Source organism: Hymenobacter agri (assembly GCF_054778495.1).
The window spans coordinates 1-24,043 of sequence record NZ_BAAGZM010000011.1 but is presented as its reverse complement, the minus strand read 5'-3'; the positions used below and the strand labels follow the sequence as shown (position 1 = coordinate 24,043).

Sequence of the window (24,043 nt, the reverse complement as noted above, 5' to 3'; positions counted from 1 at the left end):
GCCGCAACCCCCGCCTGCCCGAAGCCCGGGCCCTGCTCGCCGAAGCGTATGAGGAGCAACACCGCCTGCCCGAAGCCCTCACGCAGTACCGGTTGCTGGTGGCCGAAAACCCAGGTAATCAGCACTGGACATTCAAGGCCTGGAAGCTGGCCGATGCTACTCTGCCCGATAGCCTGCGCCGTCGCGCCCGTCCGTTCCTGCGTCGGGCCGCTCGTCCGGTTGGCCTCGAGCCCCTGGCCCCAGTCAACGTGCTGAAGCCCGCTTCGGCGCAATAACCGCGTCGGGCTGAGGGGCTGCGGCCGATGATAGCAGGCATTTTGGCAGCAAAAAGTGCCCGCCCTCCCGGTACAAGTGCTAACTTGCGCCCTGCCTGCCCCCAACAGGGCCATTTTACTTAGCACTATGCTCAATATCACGCTCCCCGACGGTTCCGTGCGGCAGCTGGCCGCCGGCGCCAGCGGCTACGACCTGGCCGCCAGCATTTCCGAGGGCCTCGCCCGCAACGCCTTGGCCGTATCAGTCAACGGCGAAGTCCGCGACATCCATCGCCCCTTGCCCGACAACGCGCAGGTCAGCATCCTCACTTGGAACGACACCGCTGGCAAATCCACCTACTGGCACTCCTCGGCTCACCTCATGGCCGAAGCCCTCGAAGCGCTGTACCCCGGCGTGAAGCTGGCCATCGGCCCGGCCATCGAAAACGGCTTCTACTACGACGTCGACCTCGGCGAAGGCCGCAGCATCAGCAGCGAAGACTTCCCCGAAATCGAGAAAAAGATGCTGGAGCTGGCCAAAAACAAGAGCCAGTACATCCGCAAGGAGGTTTCCAAGGCCGACGCCATCGCCTACTTCACCGACAAGCAGGACCCCTACAAGCTGGAACTGCTCGAAAACCTCGAAGACGGCAACATCACCTTCTACACGCAGGGCGGCTTCACCGACCTTTGCCGTGGCCCACACATTCCCGATACGGGCAACATCAAGGCCGCCAAGCTGATGAACGTGGCCGGCGCCTACTGGCGCGGCGATGAGAAGAACAAGCAGCTCACGCGCCTCTACGGCATCACCTTCCCCAAAGCCAAGGACCTGGCCGAGTACCTCGAACGCCTAGAAGAAGCCAAGCGCCGCGACCACCGCAAGCTGGGCAAAGAGCTGAAGCTGTTTGCTTTCTCCGAGAAAGTAGGGGCGGGGCTACCGCTGTGGCTGCCCAAAGGCACCGCCCTGCGCGAGCGCCTCGAGCAGTTCCTGCGCCGCGCCCAGCTCAAGGCCGGCTACTCGCCCGTCGTGACGCCCCACATTGGCGCCAAGGAGCTGTACGTGACCAGCGGCCACTACGAGAAGTACGGCGCCGACTCGTTCCAGCCCATCAAAACGCCCAACCCCGGCGAGGAATTTTTCCTCAAGCCGATGAACTGCCCGCACCACTGCGAAATCTACAAAACCGAGCCCCGCAGCTACCGCGACCTGCCCGTGCGTCTCGCCGAGTTCGGCACCGTGTACCGCTACGAGCAGAGTGGTGAGCTGCATGGCCTCACCCGCGTGCGCGGCTTTACGCAGGACGATGCCCACATCTTCTGCCGCCCCGACCAGGTGAAGGAGGAGTTCACCAAGGTAATTGACATCGTACTCTACGTGCTCAAAGCCCTGGACTTCCCCGACTTCACGGCCCAGATTTCGCTACGCGACCCCGACAACAAAACCAAGTACATCGGCTCCGACGAGAACTGGGAGAAGGCCGAAACCGCCATTCAGGAAGCCGCCCTCGAAAAGGGGCTGAATACCGTGACCGAGTACGGCGAGGCGGCCTTCTACGGCCCCAAGCTCGACTTCATGGTGCGCGACGCCATCGGCCGCCGCTGGCAGCTGGGTACCATTCAGGTCGACTACAACCTCCCCGAGCGTTTCGACCTCGAATACACCGCCGCCGATAATTCCAAGCAGCGCCCGGTGATGATTCACCGCGCCCCGTTCGGCTCGCTCGAGCGCTTCGTGGCCGTGCTTATTGAGCACTGCGGCGGCAACTTCCCGCTCTGGCTCACGCCCGAGCAGTTTATCGTGCTGCCCATCTCCGACAAGTACGCCGACTACGCCTACCAGGTGAAGGCGCAGCTGGAGCAGCACGACCTGCGCGGCACCGTCGATGGCCGCGATGAACGCATCGGCCGCAAAATCCGCGACGCCGAAATGGGCAAGATTCCTTATCTGCTGGTAGTAGGGGAGAAGGAAGCCCAGGACAACGTCATCTCGGTGCGCCGCCACGGCGAGGGCGACCTCGGCTCGATGTCGCTCGAAGCCTTCGTGCAGAGTGTGCAAAGCCAGATGGTGGAGGCGATGTAATTCGCTTTTTATCAATTAAAAAGCACTGGAAAAAGAGCGTCGTGCCGCGCATAGCGGAGGCACGACGCTCTTTTTTTGCATTCCGACCTAATTCATTCCGTTTCCGGCTTGCCTTTGCCAATATAAATACCGATATTTGCCCCCTGATTGCCAAGGCCTACCCGGCCAGAAGCCGTCTCAAACCCATTCCCCGCCACTTTTTTAGCAGGAGGACCCCAGCCATAGCAGCCCCGAACCGTCGGTACGTGCCCCGCCAGCAGGTGGAAGAGCCGTTCAAAATCAACCAAAAAATTACCGCCCGCGAAGTGCGTCTGGTGGGCGACAACGTCGAGCAGGGTATCTATCCCGTCGACCAAGCCCGCCGCATGGCCCAGGAGCAGAACCTCGACTTGGTCGAGATTTCGCCCACGGCTGTGCCGCCCGTTTGCCGCGTCATCGACTACTCGAAATTTAAGTACGAGCAGAAGAAGAAGACCCGCGAGCTGAAAGCCAAGCAAACCAAGGTCGTTATCAAGGAAATTCGCTTCGGTCCCAACACCGACGACCACGACTTTGAGTTCAAGCTGAAGCACGCCCGCGAATTCCTCAAGGAAGGCGCCAAAATCAAGAGCTACGTGCACTTCGTGGGCCGCAGCATTGTGTTTAAGGAGCGGGGCGAAATCCTGCTGCTCAAGTTTGCCCAGGCCCTCGAAGACCTGGCCAAAGTGGAGCAGCTGCCCAAGCTCGAAGGCAAGCGCATGTTCCTTTACCTCGCGCCCAAAGCGGCCATCGTAGCGAAACCTGCCGCCAAGCCGGCCGTTGCCGCGCCCGATGGCAAAGACAAGAAGGCTGCCAAACCGGCCAGCGAAAAGACCTCCGAAACGGCTACTACCGACGCCGCCGAATAGCTTTTACCCGGTTGTGGATGGCTTTTCGACCCCCGGTCGGTGAGCAATCAACAATCAACAACCAACCCTCCAACAACCACTACAATGCCGAAAGTAAAGACGAAATCCGGTGCCAAGAAGCGCTTCGCGCTCACCGGAACGGGCAAGGTGAAGCGGAAGCACGCCTTCAAATCGCACATTCTGACCAAGAAGACGACCAAGCAGAAGCGCGGCCTGACCCACACGGGTCTGGTGAGCAGCGCCGACATGAATCGCGTGCGTCAGATGCTCAATTTCTAAATGGTGAACTGGTGAGTTGGTGAACTGGTGAGTTTCGTATACTCCCTTTTTCCAGTCAATACTCACCAACTCACCAACTCATAATTTTATCTCAACCAGGCTTCCGGCCGCAACTTTAAGCTTCAGCAGATGCTGGGCGCCGGCTGCCAAAAACTCTCAAGGTTATGCCAAGAAGTGTCAACCACGTGGCCTCGCGCCACCGTCGGAAAAAAGTAATGCGTTTGGCGAAAGGCTATTATGGCCGTCGCAAAAACGTGTGGACCGTAGCGAAAAACGCCGTTGAAAAAGGCCTCACTTACGCTTACCGGGACCGCAAAGTAAAGAAGCGCGAATTCCGCGCCCTCTGGATTCAGCGTATCAACGCCGGTGCTCGCGAGCACGGCCTGTCGTACTCGCAGCTGATGGGCGGCCTGAAAAAGGCTGGCATCGAACTCAACCGCAAAGTGCTGGCGGACTTGGCCCTGAACCACCCTGCTGCCTTCAAAGGCATCGTGGAGAAGGTAAAATAATTGCCCCTGCGCGCTATTGACCAAGAAGACGCTGGCCCATTTGCGGGTCCAGCGTCTTCTTGTTTCAGGCGTACTCAGCTCGGTGCTTCTGCATAGATGTAGTCCAGTCCGCATCAGCACGCGAGGGCCGGAAACGAAAAAACCGCTCCAACACAAGGCTGAAACGGTTTTCGACGTAGCGGGAGGCGGGCTCGAACCGCCGACCTCAGGGTTATGAATCCTGTGCTCTAACCAGCTGAGCTACCCCGCCGGGTTTTGTGGGTGCAAAGGTAGGAACAAAAACCTTCTATGCAAGCCCACAGCCCAAAAAACACTGTTTTTATGTTGCGCCCCGTCGTTTCGGAACCGGTGGGGGCGCCGAATTTTCGACTTCCTCCAATGGCATTATCTGATACTCAAACGAAAGCGCGCTTCGTAGCGGAATTCCCCATTAACGCGTCGCCTAAAATTCTTTTTCCTTATCTGGCTACGGCCTCGGGCCTCACGCACTGGTTTTGCGATGATGTGCGCTACGTAGACGGCCAGCGCCTCAATTTTATCTGGGACCACGAGAACCATTTCGCCGAAATTTCGGCTCAGCGCCTGAATCGCAACGTCCGGTTTGTGTTTCTCGACGAGAATCGCCAGCCCCAACCCGATGCTAACTTTCTGGAGTTCTCGCTTGATTCGTCGCAGGTGACGGATGAAGTGTATCTGCGCGTGGTAGATTATTCGAACGCGCAAGATTCGGCCGAGCAGCACGAAATGTGGGATGGTCTCGTGGCGAAGCTGAAGGAGCAGGTAGGGGGCTAACTTTGCAGTCCCGCCCGCTTGCAGCGTACCCCGTTGGCACGGCCGGCGGGGTACTTTTTTGCCCGTCGTGGCGTTGATAGTCCGCGGCCGTAGCCGTTTTAGTTGGATAGCCCTATGCTTAAAAAGCTCGATAAGCTGATTCTGAAGGCCTTTGCCGGGCCGTTTCTGCTCACGTTTGCGGTGGTGCAGTTTATTCTGCTTACCCACACGCTGCTCAAATACCTTGATGACATCATTGGCAAGGATTTGGGCACGGGCGTGCTGCTGCAGTTGCTGTTCTACTTCAGCTTGCTCATTGTACCGGTGTCGCTGCCGCTGGCGGTGCTGCTCTCCTCGCTGATGACCTACGGCAACCTTGGCGAGCACCACGAGCTAACGGCCATCAAGGCCTCGGGTATTGCGCTGACGCGCATCTTGCGGCCGGTAGCGCTGCTTACGGCGGTTTTGGCCGTGGGCGCGTTCTGGTACAATGAGATTATTGTGCCGAAAGCAAACCTGAATGCCTATAGCCTGCTTTGGGACGTGCGCCAGCAAAAATTAGCCCTCGACATCCGCGAAGGGGTTTTCTACAGCGGTATTCCTGGCTACACCATCAAAGTAGATAAGAAAACCGGCGAGAATGGCGACCACCTGCACGGGGTGATGATTTATGACCATACCCAGAAGTCGGGCAACTCGACGGTGATGCTGGCCGACTCGGGCCGCATGTTCACGCGTTTCAATGGCGGCTATCTGGGGCTGGAACTCTACCACGGCCACAGCTACGTGGAGCAGCCCGACGCTTCCGACAGGGCCGGTGCCAGCTTCATTCGCCAGGGGTTCGACCACAACATGGTGACGTTTTCATTGGCCTCCTTTGGATTGGGCCACACGCAAAAGGAGCTGTTTTCGACCAACCGCATGATGCTTAACATTGGGCAACTGCATCAGGCCACCGATTCGGTGCAGCGTAAGCTCCATCAGGAGGAGAGCCAGGTACCTCGCCAGATGAACGCCTACTACACCTATGCCCGGTTTGATACCACCGGCCGGGCCGGCAACCGGAAGGCTGAAATTATTCAGGTCGATGAGAAAAAGCTGCCGCCAGTCAACAGCATGATTCTGGAGCAGGCCCAGAACCGGGCCCGTAATCTGATGGGCTTTGCCAACTCTACGGCCGACCGACTGAATGAGTACGCCCGCAACTCTGCCCTGTTTCGCATCGAGGTGTACCGCAAATACACGCAGTCGGTAGCCGTGCTGCTGATGTTCCTGATTGGCGCGCCGCTGGGCTCCATCATCAAGAAGGGCGGGCTGGGTGTGCCCATTCTCATTTCCATTCTGTTTTTCATCGTGTACTACGTGCTTAGCATCATGGGCGAGAAGTACGGGCGCGAATTCGTGATGCCGGTAGGCGTGGGCATGTGGCTGTCGAACCTGGTACTGCTGCCGGCGGGCTTGTTCTTCCTCTACCAAGCCTACAACGACTCTGGCCTGCTGGAACTCGACTTCTGGCGGCGGCTGCCGCAGCGCCTGGGCATTCCGGCCCTGCGCAAAATCACGGAGCCGGAAGAGAAAATTGCGGCTCAAACGCGGTGATAAATCTCCGCACGACGCTTTTATCCTGCTTTTAAATTGCGTACCTTTGCGGCACCCCGAAGTACGGGGTGTTTAATTTTCTTTTTTTCATCTCCAATCTAAGACGGGGTAACACCTATCAACTGATGAAACTGACCACCGAAGCAAAACAGGCCATCTTCGAAAAGAACAGCCTGCAAAAAGTGAAAACCGATACTGGCTCGGCCGAGGCGCAGATTGCCCTCTTCACGCACCGCATCATCCACCTCACCGAGCACCTGAAGGCAAACAAGAAGGACCACAGCACCCGCCTAGGTCTGCTCAAGCTCGTAGGTAAGCGTCGCAGCATGCTGGACTACCTGCAGCACCGCGAAATCAACCGCTACCGCGCCATCATCAAGGAGCTGGGCATCCGTAAGTAAGTCCAGAGTCTGAGAGTAGGGAGCCTTCCAACGAAGGTTCCCTACTCTTTTTTTGTTCGGGTTGGTTTGGCGCCGAGGCCGCTCCCGATGGTTGGTTGTATCGGCGCACCGCTGTTGTGTTTATGTTATGAGTAGCGAGAGCCGTAGTGCGGCGCTCGTTTTTGGCTGCTCGCCCGCTGTCGCTTTTCCAAGCAAATCCCGCTGATGTCCCAACCCCACGCCATTACCAAAACCCTGGCGCTGCCCGACGGCCGCGTCATCTCTATTGAAACCGGCAAGCTGGCCAAATTCGCCGACGGTGCCGTCGTGGTTCGCCTCGGCGATACCATGTTGCTCGCCACGGTGGTTTCGGCCCCGAGCCAGCGCGACGGCGTTGATTTTCTGCCCCTGTCGGTAGACTACCAGGAGAAATTCGGCTCGGCCGGCAAGATTCCCGGTTCGTTCCAGCGCCGCGAAGGCCGCCTGAGCGACTACGAAATCCTGATTTGCCGCCTCGTCGACCGCATTCTGCGGCCGATGTTCCCCAAAGACTACCACTACGAGGTGCAGGTGATGATTACCCTCATCTCGGCCGATAAAGAAGTACAGCCCGACGCGCTGGCCGCCCTGGCTGCCTCGGCCGCGCTGTCGATTTCCGACATTCCGTTTGCCGGCCCGATTTCCGAAGTGCGCGTGGCGCGCATCGACGGCCAGTTCCACATCAACCCCAAAACCTCCGACCTAGCCCGCGCCGACATGGACCTGATGGTGGGCGCTACCGCCGACTCCGTGGCCATGGTGGAAGGTGCCATGAAGGAAGTGAGCGAAGAGGAGATGGTAGCGGCCATCGCCTTCGGCCACGAAGCCATCAAGGCCCAGTGCCAGCTGCAGAAGGACCTGGCCGCGGCCGTGGGCCGCACCGCTGACTCGCCCACCCGCGACTACCCTAAATACGACGAGAACGAAGACCTGAAAAAGCGCATCCACGAAGGCATCTACCAGGGTGCTTACGACGTGGCCCGCTCGGGCAACACCAGCAAGCAGGGCCGCAAAGAGGGCTTCTCGCTGGTGAAAAAGGCGTTTCTGGAGCAGCTTGTGGCCGAACAGCCCGAGCTGGACATGAAGCAGTTCGGTCGCTACTACGGCTCGGCCGAGAAGAAGGCGATTCGTGACATGATGGTGAAGGAGCGCGTGCGCCTCGACGGCCGCCAGCTCACCGAAATCCGCCCCATCTGGTCGGAAATCAACTACCTGCCCGGTGCTCACGGCTCGGCCATCTTCACCCGCGGCGAGACGCAAAGCCTCACCACGGTGACGCTCGGCACCAAGCTCGACGAGCAGATTGTGGACCAGCCCCTGAACAAGGGCTTCTCGAAATTCATGCTGCACTACAACTTCCCCGGTTTCTCGACCGGCGAAGTGAAGCCGAACCGCGGCGCCGGCCGCCGCGAAATCGGCCACGGCAACCTAGCGCTGCGCTCGCTGAAGCAGGTGCTGCCTTCGGACGAGGAGAACCCCTACACTATCCGCATCGTGTCGGACATCCTGGAGTCGAACGGCTCTAGCTCGATGGCTACGGTGTGCGCCGGCTCGCTGGCGCTGATGGATGCCGGCGTGAAAGTGTCGGCTCCTGTGGCCGGTATTGCCATGGGCCTCGTGCAGGATAAGGAAACCGGTGAGTATGCCGTGCTGAGCGACATTCTCGGCGACGAGGACCACCTCGGCGACATGGACTTCAAAGTAACTGGCACCGAGAAAGGCATTTGCGCCTGCCAGATGGATATCAAAATCCAGGGTCTGAGCAATGAGATTCTGACCGCCGCGCTGCACCAGGCCCGCGAAGGCCGCCTGCACATTCTGGGCGAGATGGCCAAGACGATTTCGGCCCCGGCCGCTGAGCTGAAGCCTCACACGCCCCGCTCGCACAAGATGCTGATTGACAAAGAATTCATCGGCGCGGTAATCGGACCGGGCGGCAAGGTGATTCAGCAGATTCAAAAGGACACCAACGCCACGGTGATTATCGAGGAGAAGGACGAGAAGGGCCACGTGAGCATCTACGCTTCCAACCAGGAGGACATGCAGGGCGCCATCGACCGGATTCGCGCCATCGCGGCCCAGCCCGAAGTGGGCGAAACCTACAAGGGCAAAGTGCGCAGCATTCAGCCCTACGGCGCTTTCGTGGAGATTATGCCCGGCAAAGACGGCCTGCTGCACATCTCGGAAGTGACGCACGAGCGGATTCAGACGCTGGAAGGCCTGCTCGAAGTGGGCCAGGACATCGACGTGAAACTGGTGGAAATCGACAAGAAAACCGGCAAATACCGGCTCTCGCGCAAAGTGCTGCTGCCGAAACCGGAAGGTGCGGCCGCCAGCAACGGCGAGGCCAAAGCCTAAAGCCCGGCCGTAGCGGTGAACTAATGTCGGGGGAAGCCTGTTGGCTTCCTCTGACTTAGGGGACTGCCCGGGCGGCATTTTCTTACGTATAATCCCATCAGATATCGTTCTTACCTAGTCCCCAATGAGACAGCTAAAAATCAGTAAGCAGATTACCAACCGCGAAAGCCAGTCGCTGGATAAATATCTCCAGGAGATTGGCAAGGTTGATTTGCTCACGCCCGATGAGGAGGTGACGCTCGCGCAGCGCATCCGCGACGGGGACCAGCAGGCACTGGAAAAGCTGACCAAAGCTAACCTGCGCTTCGTAGTGTCGGTAGCTAAGCAGTATCAGAACCAGGGTCTTAGCCTCGGCGACCTCATCAACGAGGGCAACCTCGGCCTCATCAAAGCGGCCAAGCGCTTCGATGAAACCCGTGGCTTTAAATTCATTTCCTACGCCGTGTGGTGGATTCGCCAGTCGATTCTGCAGGCCTTGGCCGAGCAGAGCCGCATCGTGCGTCTGCCCCTGAACCGCGTGGGTTCGCTGAACAAAATCAGCAAATCGTTCTCGGAGCTGGAGCAGAAATTCGAGCGCGAGCCGTCGCCCGAAGAAATTGCCGAAGTGTTGGAACTGACCACCTCGGAAGTGGTGGACACGCTCAAGATTTCGGGCCGCCACGTATCGGTGGATGCTCCGTTTGTGCAGGGCGAGGAAAATCGCCTGCTCGACGTGCTCGAAAACGAGGACGAGGAGTCGCCGGACATGGCCCTGATGAACGACTCGCTCCGCAAGGAAGTGCAACGCGCGCTGAGCACGCTCACCAAGCGCGAAGCCGACGTGATTACGCTCTACTTCGGCCTGAACGGCGAAGCTGCCCTCACGCTGGAAGAAATCGGCGAGAAGTTTAACCTGACCCGCGAGCGGGTTCGTCAGATTAAGGAAAAAGCCATTCGCCGCCTGCGCCACACTTCGCGCTCGAAGGCGCTGAAGCCGTATCTGGGCTAACTTCTGCGTAGTTTTGTTGTTGAAAAACCCCGGCTGTAAGGTTGGGGTTTTTTGTAGCGCATGTTTTTGCATGCGTCCCTTCACATTGACTTTAAAATGCGCAAGCTGATGCGTGCGCTCCCATATGGAACACATCAAGTGCCTGATTATCGGCTCTGGCCCGGCTGGTTATACTGCTGCTATTTACGCCGCCCGCGCCAACATGGCGCCCGTTATGTACATGGGCCTGCAGCCCGGCGGCCAGCTCACCATCACGAATGACGTGGAGAACTTCCCTGGCTATCCCGACGGCATCATGGGCCCCGAGATGATGGAAGACCTGAAAAAGCAGGCCACCCGCTTCGGTACCGATATCCGCTACGGAATTGCCACGGCGGTTGATTTTTCGGTAACGCCCCGCCGCGTGACCATAGACGAAACCACTGAGCTGACGGCCGATGCCGTGATTATTGCCACCGGGGCTTCGGCCAAGTGGCTAGGATTGCCCTCGGAGGCCAAGCTGAACGGTTCGGGCGTGTCGGCCTGTGCCGTTTGTGATGGATTCTTCTACCGCGGGCAGGAAGTGGCCATCGTGGGTGCCGGCGACACCGCCGCCGAGGAAGCGACCTACCTCGCCAACCTGTGCAGCAAGGTGACGATGATTGTGCGCAAGAGCGAGATGAAGGCCTCGAAAATCATGCAGAAGCGCGTGCTGGAGAACCCCAAGATTGAGGTGCTGTTCGACACCGTGACGGATGAGATTCTGGGCGAGCACGCGGTGGAAGGCGTACGCGTGAAGAACGTGCTGACCCACGAAACCCGCGAAATTCCGCTGACGGGCTTTTTCGTAGCCATCGGCCACGAGCCCAACTCGAAGATTTTCCAGCCCTACCTGCACCACGACGAGCAGGGGTACCTGAAGACGATTCCCGGCAGCAGCAAGACCAACATCGATGGCGTATTTGCCTGCGGCGACGTGCAGGACTACACCTACCGCCAAGCTGTAACAGCCGCCGGCTCCGGCTGTATGGCCGCCCTCGACGCCGAGCGCTACCTCGCCGCCGCCGGGATACACTAAATTTGCTTTTTGAACGTCATCACAGCAGAACGTCATGCTGAACTGGTCAAAGCATCTCTGCCGCAGTAGTAAACTCAATCAAATTGATTAGTTACGCGGCCGAGATGCTTTGACCAGCTCAGCATGACGTTCTGTTGATTACTGGCTAAAAAATATTGCTTTTGACTTTCCTGAAAACAACATCTTTGCGCCCGGTGCTGCTGTTACTGGCGCTGCTTTGGCTGCTGGCGGGGCTGAACCCGGCCCAGGCGCAGAAGCGCAAGCCGGCGCGCAGCAAAGCGAAAACCGGTAGCTCAGACTTCTTCCGCATTAAAACGCCGAAGATGCGCTACGTGCGCCCCGATACCACTACGGTAATTGAAACCGAGGAACTGCCCGATGACAATTCCGATGCCGCGAAGTCCATCTACTTCAACCCGGCCAAGAAGCTCAGCATCGTGAGTGAAGACACCACGACGCTGAACGAAGGTGGGCAGGAAATCGTGGAGATGTCGGAAGAAGTGTTGATTGACTCGTCGTGGGTGAAGGTGGCCGGCTACTATTCCATCTGGGATACGCACCGCGTAAACCCGTACCGCGTGGACGGCCGCAGCTACCGCGACTCGCTGAAGCTGCACCTGACCGACCCGGCCCGGCAGCGCTACGCCAAAATGCCCCTTGTAACCACGCCCATTACCTCGGGCTTTGCCTTCCGGGGCTACCGCTGGCACTACGGCATGGACCTCGACCTGGAAACCGGCGACTCGGTGCGGGCGGCTTACGACGGTGTGGTGCGCATTCAGGCCTGGGACGGCGGCGGCTATGGTAATTACATTCTGGTGCGCCACTACAATGGTCTGGAGACGATTTACGGCCACCTAAGCAAGTCGCTGGTGCCGGTGGGCACTTTCGTGAAAGCTGGCCAGCTGATTGGCTACGGCGGCAGCACGGGGCGTAGCACGGGCTCGCACCTGCACTTTGAGGTGCGCTACCAAGGCAACCCCATCAACCCGGCGCTGATGTACGATTTCCCCGGCTACAAGCTGCGGAAGGACAATTTCACTATCACGGCGGCGCTGTTCAACTACTACAGCCGGGCGCTGGGCCGTAGCCACGGCGGCGGCAGTGGCCGGCCCTCGCGGGCGCGCCAGACGGTGACGCATAAGGTGCGCTCGGGTGATACGCTCTCGGAAGTAGCCGAGCGTTACGGCGTGCGCGTAAGCACGCTCAAAAAGCTCAACCCCGGCGTGCGCACGCTGCAGCCCGGTAAAAAGCTGCGGATTAAATAAATCAAACGAACCAGAACGTCATGCTGAGCGCAGCCGAAGCATCTCTACCGCAGTAGTAAATGAATTACTTGCGCGGGAAAGATGCTTCAGCTGCGCTCAGCATGACGTTCCTTTTCTCTTATCAACAACGAATATGCAACTCGACATCTTGGCCCTTGGTGCGCATCCCGACGACGTGGAAATGTCCTGCACCGGTACGTTGCTGGCCGCCATGGCAGTAGGCAAAAAAGTCGGCATTGTCGATTTTACGCGGGGCGAGCTGGGCACGCGTGGCACGCCGGCTACCCGGGCCGAAGAGGCGGCCGCATCGAGTAAAATTCTGGGCATTGATATTCGGGAAAACCTGGGCATGCCCGATGGGTTCTTTCGCAACGACCGGGAGCACCAGCTGCCGCTCATTGCCGCCATTCGGCGCTACCGGCCCGAGGTGGTGCTGGCCAATGCCATTACCGACCGGCACCCCGACCACGGCCGGGCCGCCCAGCTGGCCATCGATGCCTGCTTTCTGGCCGGCTTGCGCATGATTGAAACGCTGGGCGACGACGGCCAGCCCCAGGAGGCGTGGCGGCCCAAAAACGTATATCACTACATCCAGGACCGGCAGCTGCCGCCCGCTTTCGTGGTCGACATTACGCCGCACTGGGAGAAGAAGTGGGAGGCCATTCAGGCCTTCAAAACCCAGTTCTTCAACCCTGATTTGGACGCCCCGCAAACCTACCTCTCGAGCCAGGCCTTCGGCCGGTTTATGGAGGCGCGGGCACGGGAATTTGGCCACATCATTGGGGTAGAGTTTGGGGAGGGCTTCACCGTGGCGCGCCCGGTGGGCGTGCGCGAGGTGGGCGACCTGCTGTAACTTAATATCTGCTACAGCCCTGACCGCCGGCCATAATATCATTTTGCCGCCTCATTCGCCCATCAGCGTCACTACCAGCGTGCGCCGGCCGCCGTGGTCGCGGTGTTCGCCCAGGTAGATGCCCTGCCAGATACCCAGCGCCAGGTGCCCGTTCATCACCGGGATGCTGACGCTGCTGCCCAGCAGCGCGGCTTTCAGATGGGCGGGCATGTCGTCGGGGCCTTCGGAATTGTGCCGGAAATAGGGGGCGTTTTCGGGGGCTAAGCGGTTGAAAAACTGCTCAAAGTCATGACGTACCGTGGGGTCGGCGTTTTCATTCAGGCACAAGCTGGCCGAGGTGTGCTGAATGAACACGTGTAGTAGCCCAGCCCGCACCCGCATCAGCTCGGGCAGCTCCTGTACTATGTATTCGGTGATGAGGTGGAAGCCCCGGCGCATGGCCGGCAACCGCAGCTGTTTCTGAAAAACCATTGGTTTGGTATTAATAATCTGGTAAGCATACGGCAGGTAAGCATGCTGGTAGGTGCTGCCTGTTGAAACCAAAGGAAATATTTCCCCGTTGTTGGAGAAATATTTCCCATCTTTGGGAACGCAATATTTCTGTACGCCCATGACTGCCGCCGCCACTCCGCCCACCGCCGTGTATTCGCCCGCCCTGCGGGGGCTGCAAGCCACCGTGGCCGATTCCTTCGCCCTCGTGATGGAAGCCCGCACCGGCGTGCCCGCCAAAATTGCCTTCGACGTGGCCGCCCTGCTCAAGCTCAGCGCCGATGAGTTGGCCGCCCTGTTGCACACCACCACCAAAACCCTGCGCGCTTACCGCGAGGGCAAGAAGCGGCTCGGCCCAGCGGCCAGCGAGCAAATCCTCAAGCTGCTGGCCGTGGCCCGCCAAGGTGAGGAGGTCTTCGGCGCCCTGCCCGCCTTCCGCCGCTGGCTCGATAAGCCCGCCTACGGCCTCGACAACCAGCCCCCGCTGGCCCTGCTCGAAACCAGCGGCGGCATCGACCTCGTAGCCGACGAAGTAGACCGCATTGCCCACGGCGACTTTGCTTAGATTTATTTAGAACGTCATGCAGCGCGCAGCGAAGCATCTCGCGTGCCGCCACTAATCAAAATGACAGGCTTACTGCCGCACGCAAGATGCTTCGCTGCGCGCTGCATGACGTTCAATACGTGGAAATCTACCGCATCTGCCTGGCCAAATACGCCGGCGAGCTCGTCGCCTCCGGCAACCCCGGCCGCTGGAATCTGCGCGGCCAGCTGGTTATTTACGCCGCCGGCAGCCGCGCCCTGGCCTGCCTAGAAAACGTGGTGCACCGCAGCGGCGAAGGCCTCAACAGCCTCTTCAAAGTCATTCGCATCGAAGTGCCCGATACGCTGGCCATCGAGGAGATAACGCTGGACCAGATGCCGCCCGAGTGGCAACTGCCGCGCCACTACGCCCGCTGCCAGCCGCTGGGTGACGTCTGGTACCGCCGCCAAACGGCCGCCGTGCTGCGGGTGCCGTCGTCCATCATCGCCCACGAGCACAACTACGTGCTCAATACCCGCCACCCGGATTTTGCGCAGGTGAAGATTGTGGGCTGGGAGGATTTTGCGTTCGACCCGCGGATTAAGGCCGAGCAATTTTAGTTTCCGCTGGCTCAGTCCTTGGGAAATTTTTTCATTTCAAATGGCTTACGGTGTTGAAAACATAAGCAGAGAAAGGAATGAGAGTTGCGCACATGTAAATCCAAAATATTATAAAATATTTTTGTCTTTTTTTTATGTCAGCATGACTCAATTGCAAAAATGTGTCGACTTCTTTTTTATTGTGAAAAACAAGAAAATAGTTTAAAGACATCATTGCGATAATAACTGAAAAAATAGTAAATAATCCTCCGGGTAATGGCCGATTAAATAATCCAAGCAAGTACCCTATTTCCGCTAAATTTATAGAGAACAGAAATCCAGATACTTGTATAGCATGCCACCAAGGATTTTCATTCCACTTTTGGTAGAAAAGATATAGATAGTAGTTAACTACTATCGCGAGCATAGTTAAAGGGTTCTTATTCATTTATGTAATAGCACTATTGTGCGCTGCCCTAAAAGTGAACAGTCAAAACCAGAGTGAACTACAATAGTGCGAAGGGCGTGCTCTACCGCACGCCCAGCCGGTTCCGGCGCCAGCCGCTTGAAGCCTCCGTGCCAGAAGTTTCGCCTGTGGCGGCGGCCGTTTTCGGCTTTTTCTCGCTCAGCAGCAGGGCGCCGAGCGCGGCGGCTACCTTGGCCGTGGCCTCGTCGGGGGCGGCGGGGGCGAGGGTGGTGGGGGTGAAGTGGTCCTTGATGAAGTTGGTGTCGAAGTCGCCGCTCACGAAGGCGGGGTGCGTCAGCACGTAGCGGCCGAAGCCCAGCGTGGTTTCGATGCCCGTGATTTGATACTCCTCGATGGCGCGCAGCATGCGGGCAATAGCCTCCTGGCGGTCGGCCCCGAAAGTGACCAGCTTGGCAATCATCGGGTCGTAGTAAATCGGAATGTCCATGCCCTGCTCAAAACCGTCATCGACGCGGACGCCAGGGCCTTGGGGGCGCACGTAAGTGGTCAAATTTCCGATGTCGGGCAGGAAGTTGTTTTGCGGGTCTTCGGCGTACATGCGCAGCTCCAAGGCGTGGCCGGTGATGGTGAGGTCGTCCTGTGCGAAGGGCAGCGGGTAGCCCTCGGCCACGCGGATTTGCTCCTTCACCAGGTCGAGGCCGGTGATTTGCTCCGTCACGGGGTGCTCCACCTGCAGGCGGGTGTTCATCTCCAGAAAGTAGAAGTTGCGCTGGTCGTCGAGCAGGAACTCCACAGTACCGGCGCCGGCGTAGTTGCAGGCGCGGGCCACGTCGACGGCGCAGCGGCCCATTTCGGCGCGCAGCTCGGGCGTGAGCACCGACGAAGGCGCTTCCTCAATCACCTTCTGGTGGCGGCGCTGAATACTGCACTCGCGCTCGAACAGGTGCACGATGTTGCCGTGCTCGTCGCCCAGCACTTGAATCTCGATGTGGCGCGGGCCGGTCACGAACTTCTCGATGAACACCGCGCCGTCGCCGAAGGCCGACACGGCTTCGTTGATGGCTAGCTGCATCTGCTCCTCAAACTCAGCTACGTTGCTCACGATGCGCATGCCCTTGCCGCCGCCGCCGGCCGAAGCCTTAATGAGAATGGGGAAGCCCACTTCCTCGGCAATGCGCTTGGCTTCGGCTACGTCGGAAATAGCCTCGGCCGTGCCCGGCACCAGCGGAATATTGTAGGCCAGCACGGCCTGCTTGGCCGAGAGCTTGTCGCCCATAATTTCCATGGCCTCGGGACTGGGACCCACGAAAATCAGCCCCGCCTCGCGCACCATGCGCGCAAAGCCGGCATTCTCCGAGAGGAAGCCGTAGCCGGGGTGAATGGCATCAACACCCAACTCTTGGCAGACTTCAATGATTTTGTCGCCGCGCAGGTAGCTGTCTTTGCTGGCGGGCGGGCCCACGCACACGGCCTCGTCGGCGTAGCGCACGTGCAGGGCGTTGCGGTCGGCTTCGGAATAGATGGCCACGGTGGCAATGCCCATTTCCTTGGCCGAGCGCAGCACGCGCAGGGCAATTTCGCCACGGTTGGCAACGAGCAGCTTGGAGATTTTTTTCATTGGGTGGGAGCGGAGAACGAGTTAGATTGGCCGTCATGCTGAGCTTGTCGAAGCATCTTTACCGCAGTAGTAAATGAATTACTGCTGCGGTAGAGATGCTTCGACAAGCTCAGCATGACGTTCTTTTGGCGGTGCGGAAATAGCAAACCGCCCGCAAAGAAACTGCGAAACCACGCCCCACCGGCAAACCCTGCGGGCATTCTGCGGTTATGATGCCCAAATTATGCACATCGGCGGCCTGTGGCTACCTTTGTGGTTCGGCCTGTTGGGTAGCAGCTTAATCTGCCCGGCACGGTCGTTTTAGCGCGTTCCCTCACCACCTAATTCCCGTTTTTTCAGTGGATATTTTCGACCGGATTTCGGCGAACCGCGGCCCGCTTGGCTCGCACTCGCACTACGCCCACGGCTATTTCACCTTCCCCAAGCTCGAAGGCGAAATCAACCCCCGCATGCAATTCCGCGGCAAAACGGTCCTGACCTGGAGCCTGAATAACTACCTGGGCCTGGCCAACCACCCCGAAGTGCGGCAGGCCGACATCGACGGCGCCACCGACTACGGCATGGCCTATCCGATGGGCGCCCGCATCATGAGCGGCAACTCGACCAATCACGAGCGCCTCGAAAACGAGCTGGCCGATTTCGTGCACAAGCCCGCCGCGTTGCTCCTCAACTTCGGCTACCAGGGCGTGGTGAGCATCATCGACTCGCTGGTGAGCCGCCACGACGTGATTGTGTACGACGCCGAGTCGCACGCCTGCATCATCGATGGCGTGCGCCTGCACCAGGGCAAGCGCTTCGTGTTTCCGCACAACGACATTGCCAACCTCGAAAAGCAGCTCGAGCGCGCCAAGCGCATGACCGATGAAACCGGCGGCGGTATCCTCGTGATTACCGAGGGCATGTTCGGCATGTCGGGCAACCTGGGCAAGCTGCGCGAAATCGTGGAATTGAAGAAGAAATTCGACTTCCGCATCTTCGTCGACGACGCGCACGGCTTCGGCACGCTGGGCCCCACGGGCGCTGGTACGGCCGAACATTTGGGCTGCACCGAGGGCGTCGACCTGATTTTTTACACCTTCGCCAAGAGCATGGCCAGCATCGGCGCATTCGTGGCCGGGCCCGAAAGCGTTATTGAATATTTGCGTTACAACATGCGTAGCCAGATTTTCGCCAAATCGCTGCCCATGCCGCTCGTAATTGGTGCGCTGAAGCGCCTGGAGCTGATTCGCAACCACCCCGAGTACCGCGAAAACCTCTGGACCGTGGTGCGCGCCCTGCAAAGCGGCCTGAAGGAAAAAGGCTTCAACATTGGCACCACCGAATCGCCAGTAACGCCCGTGTTCCTGAACGGTGAAATCCCCGATGCCACGGCCCTAACCTTCGATTTACGCGAGAATCACGGCATTTTCTGCTCCATCGTGGTGTATCCGGTGGTGCCCAAGGGCGTGATTATGCTGCGTCTGATTCCGACGGCCGTGCACACGCTCGACGATGTACAGGAAACGATTGCGGCGTTTGAGGCCGTGGCCGCTAAGCTCGATAAGGGCCTGTACAGCAAAGCTGCTGCCACTCAGCAAACGGCTTAAAACAGCCCGCCAGGGCACATTGCGCCGGCTGCCCGCGAGGGTGGCCGGCTTTTTTATTTTTGAACTATTCTAAGCTAAGGGGTTTAGCGCTACTTGCTGCAAATGGGGTTTTTGGAAGCAAAATCGGCCCTTAGTGGCAGGGGAGGGGGTTTTAGAAAAAAAGCAAAAAAGTTGCTTGTATTTGAAACCCCTGTATATTAGAGCCGTCTTAACGACCTACAAAGCTCATTTTTCACCCCCAACCCACAACCCCCGATGAACAATTTCAGCAAACTGAAAGACCTCGTGATGTCGCTCGAAGACGATTTCTCGAAATTCTACGACAAGAACAACGCCGCTGCTGGCACCCGCGTGCGCAAAGGCATGCAGGAGCTGAAGACCATGGCTCAGGCTTTCCGCACCGAAGTGCAGAACACCAAGAACGCCGCCGCTGGCGCTGCTCCGGCCGCTGATGCTAAGAAAGCTGCTCCTGCTAAGAAGGCTGCTGCTCCCGCTGCTAAAAAAGCTGCTCCTGCCAAGAAGAAGTAATCACGGCTTAGTCGGATTCCCTGCGAATTCGACGGATGTTGTAGATAGCGAAAAAGGCCCCGCTGTTTGGCGGGGCCTTTTTTATTGGTATAGTGTAGTTGGTTGGACGGGTAGGGTGCGGGGCTTGTCCCCGCCCGGACGTTTCGCCACTGTGCCGATTTCGTTCAACGACGGGCGGGGGCAAGCCCCGCACCCTACTTAATGATGGTTCTAGACTAATTCCACCAGGAAGTAGTTCTTCTTGCCTTTCTGCACCACGAGGTATTTGCCGGCTAGGTGTTGCAGGGCGGCTACGGGCGCGTCGGGCGAGGTTACCTTTTCGCGGTTTATGCTCACGCCGCCGGCCTGAATCATCTTGCGGGCTTCGCCTTTGGATGGGAAGATTTTGTGCAGCGTGAAGTCGCTGAGGAAGGTGGCGGCGTTGAGCTCGGTCATTTCATCGCGCAGCACGCGCAGGTGCGGCACGCCGGCAAATACGTCGAGCAGGGTGGCTTCGTCGAGCGAGGCGAGGTCGCCACCGCCGAACAGGACCTGCGAGGCGGCAATGGCGGCTTCGGTAGCTTCGGCCGAGTGTACGCGGGTGGTGACGTCGGCCGCGAGGGCTTTCTGCAGGATGCGCAGGTGCGGGGCGGCGGCGTGCTCGGCTTCGATGGCTTCAATTTCCTCCTTGCTCAGCAGCGTGAACACGCGGATGAGGCGCGGCGCATCGGCATCGGCCGAGTTCAGGAAGAACTGGTAGAACTGGTAAGGCGAAGTGAGCTTGGGGTCGAGCCAGACGGTGCCGGTTTCGGACTTGCCGTACTTGGTGCCGTCGGCCTTAGTAATAAGCTGGCCGGTGAGGGCGTAGGCTTTGGCCTCGCGCTCGTCGGCGTTGGCGAGGCGGCGGATGAGCTCGGTGCCGGTGGTGATGTTGCCCCACTGGTCGCTGGCGCCCATTTGCAGGGTGCAGCCAAGAGTTTTGTTGAGGTGCACGAAGTCGTAGCCCTGCAGCAGCTGGTAGCTGAACTCGGTGTAGCTGATGCCGCTGCTGTCGCCTTCCTCGCCGCCACCGATGCGGCGCTTCACGGAGTCCTTGGCCATCATGTAGTTCACGGTGAGGTGCTTGCCCACTTCGCGCAGAAACTCCAGGAAGCCGAAGTTCTTGAACCAGTCGTAGTTGTTCACCACCAGGGCACCGGTGGGGCCTTCGGTGAAGTCGAGGAATTTTTCAAGCTGGGCCTGAATGCCGGCCTGGTTGTGGCGCAGGGTGGTTTCGTCGAGCAGGTTGCGCTCGGCCGACTTGCCGCTGGGGTCGCCAATCATGCCGGTAGCGCCGCCCACGAGGGCCAGCGGGCGGTGGCCGGCGCGCTGCAGGTGCACCAGCAGCATAATGGTGGCTAGGTTGCCGATGTGCAGCGAGGCGGCCGTGGGGTCGAAGCCGATGTAGCCGGTGATAGGCGCGTTGGCGGCGAGGTGTTCGGCGGTGCCGGGCATAGCGTCGTGAAACATGCCGCGCCAGGTCAGTTCTTCAATGAGATTCAAGGGGTGAATGGCTGAATGAGTGAATGGGTGAACGGATTTGTGGTTCACCCGCAAAACGTGGCCCCAAAGGTACTAGGCGGCTTTACCTTTGCCAGTCCGAAAGAATGGCCTCCGAAACCATTCACTCATCCACCCATTCAGCCATTCGCCCCTTGATACTCGAAGCCGACGCGATATTGAAGCAGCTGCAGCAGCGCCAGTTTCAGCCCGTGTATTTTTTGCAGGGCGAGGAGCCGTACTACATTGACGTGGTGGCCGATTTGATTGAAAAAACCGCTCTGGCCGAGCATGAGCGCAGCTTCAACCAGGTCGTGGTGTATGGCAAGGACGTGGACGTGACGGCCATTCTGGGCCAGGCCAAGCGCTTCCCGATGATGGCCGAGCGCAGCGTCGTCATCGTGAAAGAGGCCCAGACCGTGGCCGACCTGGAGCAGGAGCGGAGTTGGCCTTTTCTGGAGGCCTACCTGAAAAATCCGCTGCCGAGTACCGTGCTGGTGTTCTGCTACAAGCACAAAACGCTGGACTCGCGTAAGAAGCTCGGCAAACTGCTGTCGGGCAAAGACTCGCCGGCCGTGCTGATGACCAGCAAGAAGCTCTACGACAGCCAGGTGCCGCAGTGGCTCACGGCCAATGTGCGGGCGCGTAATCTGCAAATTACGGGGCAGGCCACGGCCATGCTGGCCGAGTACATCGGGGCCGATTTGGGCCGGCTGGCTAACGAAATCGACAAGCTGGTGCTCAACCTCAAGCCCAACCAGCCCATCGATGAGGAGCTGGTGCAGCGCATGGTGGGCATCAGCAAGGACTACAACATCTTTGAGCTGCAGAAGGCGCTGGTGCAGCGCGACGTGCTCAAGGCCAACCGCATTCTGGCTTACTTCGCGGCCAACCCCAAGGCCAACCCGCTCATCCCAAACCTGACGCTGCTGTTCAACTTTTTCAGCAAGCTGCTGGTGCTCCACCAGGCCGGCCCCAACCCGCCCGATGGCGTGTTCAAGAGTCTGGGCATTATGAACAGCTTTGCGCAGAAGGAGTACCAGCAGGCGCTACGCGTATTCCCGGCCGAGCGGGTAGTGGGCCTGATTCATTCCATAAGAAGGGCCGATGCGCAGAGCAAGGGCATCGAAAGCGGCTCGATGGACGACGCCGAGATTCTGCGCGAACTGGTGTGGCTGATTCTGCACCCGGTACCGGCAGGCGTGCTGGCGTAACACCCGCGGCAGCGCGGCCGTAGAAGGCGGGTATTTCACCTTAACCTGATTTCACTCATGAATAATACCCTTGGTGGCCTGATTTCCGGCCTGTTTGGCGGCAACCGTACGAACGAAGATGGCACCCGCGCCGGCGGTTCGACCGGTGGCAGCCTCGTAAAAGGCGCCCTGCTGGCCGCCGGTGCCGCCTACCTCTACAAGCGCTACAAAAACGGCAATTTGAACCTGCCCAACGTGCCCAAGTTCAAGTAGTCGAACGATATCCGGCCCCCGGCCGGAACTTGAGAAGCCCCGGTAGCAATAGCTGCCGGGGCTTTTTTGTGGTGTAGCTTTCAGTATATAATCACAGCATGAAAGCAATACTTGGTCTGGACGAATGGGGCTTGACGCCCGAAGTGTTGCCCGAGCTACATAATCTGGCGAAGGTTCATATAATAGTGCCTTATCCGCATTACAGCACGGTTCTCACTTACCCACCTGCGGAGAGAACGCGGCGTATAGCCGCGCAAATGCGGCAAAGCTTTACCGCCCTTAAGGCCGTGCTAGGAAATGCAGGAATTGAAAAAACTGGCAGTCATTTCCGGCCGATAGGTGCAAAAGTGACTGTGCCTCTAAGCCGCCTGTCATACTTACTGGCTGCCGATGCAGTTGAAAATATATCAATTGAGTCTGTTGAAGGATTCAATCGGAAAAAAGCATCGCCGAAAAGTTGCTTTTGGAGCATCAAGGCCCGGTTTGCCATTCAAATAGAGAATGAAACCGGAGGGCTGCAGAAATACGAAGACCGGATTATGCTGGTGCTCGCGCAGGATGAAGAGGATGCCCAACGTAAGCTGCTACTGGGTTTCGAAAAGTATGCGGAGCCATATTTAAATGCGGCTGGGCTGCTGGTTAGATGGCAGTTTGAACGGTTTCTGGATGCCTATTCGACCGATGTTGTTTCGCTGAAAGCTTTCCTGAGCGATGAAGGGGTGGAAGTGTTTTCGGAACTTGGCAATCGCAAGCTGCAACCGGGGATGGAGTGGAAAACGGGCAAGTAGCGCGAGAATAATTCTTTTAGCTTGCGAGATTTTTAGTCCAGCTGCTCCTCGTTACCACCATGTGCTGCCGGCGGCAAGTCGAATGTGCATAGCGCCTGCCACTGCTGCCCATCGTGCCGAAACAAGATGATGTTATGCACCGCAAACGTGGCGGTGTAGGCGCGGGCGGCGAAGGCGGCCTGAAGCGCGGGCACCTGCGCGGGCGGCAAGTCACGGGTGGCCAGCGTGAGGTGCGGTGTGAAGGGCCGGGTTTCGGGGCGCACCGCCGGCAGCCACCGCTGGCACCAATCCTGCAGCGCCGCGTGGAACTTACGCAGGGCCGCGGACTCACTTACCCGCACGAAGAGCGTGCGGTCGCCGAACCAAGCAAAGCCGTCGAGCCCAACCGGGAAAATGCTTTGGGTAGCGGCGAAGGCGGCTAGGGCAACGGTGCAATCGGCCGCAAAGTCGTCGGGCTGGTGCTGGGGCGGAATGAGCGTAATGTGCGGCGGCAGGCGCACAGCATTGCGACTGCCCGTGAGGTGATGCACTTCCTGCTTCAGCGCCCAGGTTTCGGCCAAGACTGGTTCCGGAGGCAGCAGGGCGACGAGGTATAGGAATTTCATGAGTTATGCTTGCATACGTGTTTATAGTGTTGCTATACAATACTTTATTGGCCGAGGTTTATTATGCATAAGGCCCCGCAACACGCAGGATGCCCGCGGCTTGAGTTGCCGATGCTGGCGCTTGTTGGCCAGCCGCAAATGGCGGTAATAATTCGTAAAGTATTTCGGCAGATGCTAAGTCGCCACCGGTTGAGCCGAGGGGAAAAGGAGTGAGGGTAGCGTTGGGACGTTGGTTTCAACAATGAAAACCCGCTTTTCTACGTTGCCGGGGCAACCCAACGGCCATTTGTCGCTACTTTTGGCGAGTTCCCGGGCCCGGTGCGGCCCCCCACGCAAGGACATTTCATGAAGCTATTCCCGAGGCTGGCGCTGGCCGCCGCCCTGAGCGCCGCCGCTCCCGTGGCGGCTTACGCCCAGCAAACCCAGGTTTTTGCCGCCGACGAACGGCACTTTCAGGAAGGATTGGAGCTGTTTGACCGCGGCCAGTACGGTGCCGCTCAGGAAGCGTTTCGGGCGTATCTGGCCATCGAGCCGGTGCGCGCCGGCCAGGCCGGCCCCGCCGCCGCTGACC

At 58.8% G+C, this 24,043-nt stretch carries 23 protein-coding genes, 1 tRNA gene and 2 pseudogenes; 21 read left to right on the top strand and 5 right to left on the bottom strand.

Features of this window, described 5'->3' with window-relative positions; all coding sequences use genetic code 11:
- From ACYVDE_RS01575 to rplT, 5 genes and pseudogenes are all read left to right on the top strand, one after another.
- The coding region (locus tag ACYVDE_RS01575) for a hypothetical protein (RefSeq protein ID WP_460499720.1) at positions 1-275 on the top strand (275 nt) is incomplete at its 5' end.
- A gap of 127 nt (positions 276-402) precedes the next feature.
- Positions 403-2,337: a threonine--tRNA ligase gene (gene thrS, locus ACYVDE_RS01570; RefSeq protein WP_460499719.1), complete on the top strand. Its 1,935-nt coding sequence runs from the start codon at positions 403-405 to the stop codon at positions 2,335-2,337.
- Between the two features lie 221 nt (positions 2,338-2,558).
- A pseudogene (gene infC / locus ACYVDE_RS01565) lies at positions 2,559-3,116 on the top strand (translation initiation factor IF-3); the annotation flags it as partial.
- Between the two features lie 192 nt (positions 3,117-3,308).
- Positions 3,309-3,503 (top strand): 50S ribosomal protein L35, encoded by a 195-nt coding sequence (rpmI, locus tag ACYVDE_RS01560; RefSeq protein ID WP_070731735.1) that lies wholly within the window; start codon positions 3,309-3,311, stop codon positions 3,501-3,503.
- 164 nt (positions 3,504-3,667) lie between these two features.
- Complete coding sequence (gene rplT, locus ACYVDE_RS01555) at positions 3,668-4,012, top strand: 50S ribosomal protein L20 (RefSeq protein ID WP_460499718.1); 345 nt, start codon at positions 3,668-3,670, stop codon at positions 4,010-4,012.
- Positions 4,013-4,188: 176 nt separating this feature from the next.
- Here rplT and ACYVDE_RS01550 read toward each other — a convergent pair.
- Positions 4,189-4,262, bottom strand: a tRNA-Met gene (locus ACYVDE_RS01550).
- Between the two features lie 128 nt (positions 4,263-4,390).
- Between ACYVDE_RS01550 and ACYVDE_RS01545 the strand changes: the two genes are divergently transcribed.
- The 8 genes from ACYVDE_RS01545 to bshB1 all read left to right on the top strand — a co-directional run bounded on the left by ACYVDE_RS01545 (position 4,391) and on the right by bshB1 (position 13,325).
- Complete coding sequence (locus ACYVDE_RS01545; RefSeq protein WP_460499717.1) at positions 4,391-4,804, top strand: START-like domain-containing protein; 414 nt, start codon at positions 4,391-4,393, stop codon at positions 4,802-4,804.
- A gap of 114 nt (positions 4,805-4,918) precedes the next feature.
- Positions 4,919-6,382 (top strand): LptF/LptG family permease, encoded by a 1,464-nt coding sequence (locus ACYVDE_RS01540; protein WP_460499716.1) that lies wholly within the window; start codon positions 4,919-4,921, stop codon positions 6,380-6,382.
- A 125-nt stretch (positions 6,383-6,507) separates the two neighbouring features.
- The gene (gene rpsO / locus ACYVDE_RS01535) at positions 6,508-6,783 is read left to right on the top strand and encodes a 30S ribosomal protein S15 (RefSeq protein WP_460499715.1); all 276 of its coding nucleotides are present in this window, start codon (positions 6,508-6,510) and stop codon (positions 6,781-6,783) included.
- 204 nt (positions 6,784-6,987) lie between these two features.
- Positions 6,988-9,159, top strand: coding sequence for a polyribonucleotide nucleotidyltransferase (gene pnp, locus ACYVDE_RS01530; protein WP_460499714.1), 2,172 nt, complete (start codon positions 6,988-6,990; stop codon positions 9,157-9,159).
- Between the two features lie 124 nt (positions 9,160-9,283).
- Positions 9,284-10,147 (top strand): sigma-70 family RNA polymerase sigma factor, encoded by an 864-nt coding sequence (locus ACYVDE_RS01525; protein ID WP_035566352.1) that lies wholly within the window; start codon positions 9,284-9,286, stop codon positions 10,145-10,147.
- Positions 10,148-10,271: 124 nt separating this feature from the next.
- Entirely contained in the window at positions 10,272-11,204 is a 933-nt protein-coding gene (gene trxB / locus ACYVDE_RS01520) for an NAD(P)/FAD-dependent oxidoreductase (RefSeq protein WP_460499713.1), read from the top strand.
- Positions 11,205-11,398: 194 nt separating this feature from the next.
- Complete coding sequence (locus ACYVDE_RS01515; RefSeq protein ID WP_460499712.1) at positions 11,399-12,472, top strand: peptidoglycan DD-metalloendopeptidase family protein; 1,074 nt, start codon at positions 11,399-11,401, stop codon at positions 12,470-12,472.
- Between the two features lie 133 nt (positions 12,473-12,605).
- Positions 12,606-13,325, top strand: a complete 720-nt coding sequence (gene bshB1, locus ACYVDE_RS01510) for a bacillithiol biosynthesis deacetylase BshB1 (RefSeq protein WP_460499711.1) — start codon at positions 12,606-12,608, stop codon at positions 13,323-13,325.
- A 51-nt stretch (positions 13,326-13,376) separates the two neighbouring features.
- Here the strand turns inward: bshB1 and ACYVDE_RS01505 are convergent, their stop codons facing one another.
- On the bottom strand, positions 13,377-13,796 hold the full coding sequence (locus ACYVDE_RS01505; protein ID WP_460499710.1) for a secondary thiamine-phosphate synthase enzyme YjbQ: 420 nt from the start codon (positions 13,794-13,796) through the stop codon (positions 13,377-13,379).
- A gap of 139 nt (positions 13,797-13,935) precedes the next feature.
- On the opposite strand from ACYVDE_RS01505, the gene parS reads away from it, so the two are divergent.
- Complete coding sequence (gene parS / locus ACYVDE_RS01500; RefSeq protein ID WP_460499709.1) at positions 13,936-14,379, top strand: type II RES/Xre toxin-antitoxin system antitoxin; 444 nt, start codon at positions 13,936-13,938, stop codon at positions 14,377-14,379.
- Between the two features lie 86 nt (positions 14,380-14,465).
- Complete coding sequence (locus ACYVDE_RS01495) at positions 14,466-14,957, top strand: RES family NAD+ phosphorylase (protein ID WP_460499708.1); 492 nt, start codon at positions 14,466-14,468, stop codon at positions 14,955-14,957.
- A gap of 509 nt (positions 14,958-15,466) precedes the next feature.
- Here ACYVDE_RS01495 and accC read toward each other — a convergent pair.
- Positions 15,467-16,981 (bottom strand): acetyl-CoA carboxylase biotin carboxylase subunit, encoded by a 1,515-nt coding sequence (accC, locus tag ACYVDE_RS01490; RefSeq protein ID WP_460499707.1) that lies wholly within the window; start codon positions 16,979-16,981, stop codon positions 15,467-15,469.
- Positions 16,982-17,319: 338 nt separating this feature from the next.
- Between accC and ACYVDE_RS01485 the strand changes: the two genes are divergently transcribed.
- Positions 17,320-18,567, top strand: a complete 1,248-nt coding sequence (locus ACYVDE_RS01485; protein ID WP_460499705.1) for an aminotransferase class I/II-fold pyridoxal phosphate-dependent enzyme — start codon at positions 17,320-17,322, stop codon at positions 18,565-18,567.
- Positions 18,568-18,822: 255 nt separating this feature from the next.
- Positions 18,823-18,993: pseudogene (locus ACYVDE_RS01480) on the top strand (histone H1); the annotation flags it as partial.
- A gap of 312 nt (positions 18,994-19,305) precedes the next feature.
- On the opposite strand, the gene tyrS reads toward ACYVDE_RS01480, so the two are convergent.
- Positions 19,306-20,616: a tyrosine--tRNA ligase gene (tyrS, locus tag ACYVDE_RS01475; RefSeq protein WP_460499704.1), complete on the bottom strand. Its 1,311-nt coding sequence runs from the start codon at positions 20,614-20,616 to the stop codon at positions 19,306-19,308.
- Positions 20,617-20,768: 152 nt separating this feature from the next.
- Here tyrS and holA point away from each other — a divergent pair, with 152 nt between their 5' ends.
- The 3 genes from holA to ACYVDE_RS01460 all read left to right on the top strand — a co-directional run bounded on the left by holA (position 20,769) and on the right by ACYVDE_RS01460 (position 22,867).
- A complete protein-coding gene (gene holA, locus ACYVDE_RS01470; protein WP_460499703.1) occupies positions 20,769-21,827 on the top strand; it encodes a DNA polymerase III subunit delta in 1,059 nt (352 codons plus the stop codon).
- Positions 21,828-21,884: 57 nt separating this feature from the next.
- A complete protein-coding gene (locus ACYVDE_RS01465) occupies positions 21,885-22,079 on the top strand; it encodes a hypothetical protein (protein WP_460499702.1) in 195 nt (64 codons plus the stop codon).
- Between the two features lie 98 nt (positions 22,080-22,177).
- On the top strand, positions 22,178-22,867 hold the full coding sequence (locus ACYVDE_RS01460) for a hypothetical protein (protein WP_460499701.1): 690 nt from the start codon (positions 22,178-22,180) through the stop codon (positions 22,865-22,867).
- Positions 22,868-22,899: 32 nt separating this feature from the next.
- Here the strand turns inward: ACYVDE_RS01460 and ACYVDE_RS01455 are convergent, their stop codons facing one another.
- On the bottom strand, positions 22,900-23,472 hold the full coding sequence (locus ACYVDE_RS01455) for a 2'-5' RNA ligase family protein (RefSeq protein ID WP_460499700.1): 573 nt from the start codon (positions 23,470-23,472) through the stop codon (positions 22,900-22,902).
- A 345-nt stretch (positions 23,473-23,817) separates the two neighbouring features.
- Between ACYVDE_RS01455 and ACYVDE_RS01450 the strand changes: the two genes are divergently transcribed.
- A partial coding sequence (locus ACYVDE_RS01450) for a hypothetical protein (protein ID WP_460499699.1) occupies positions 23,818-24,043 on the top strand: 226 nt, incomplete at its 3' end.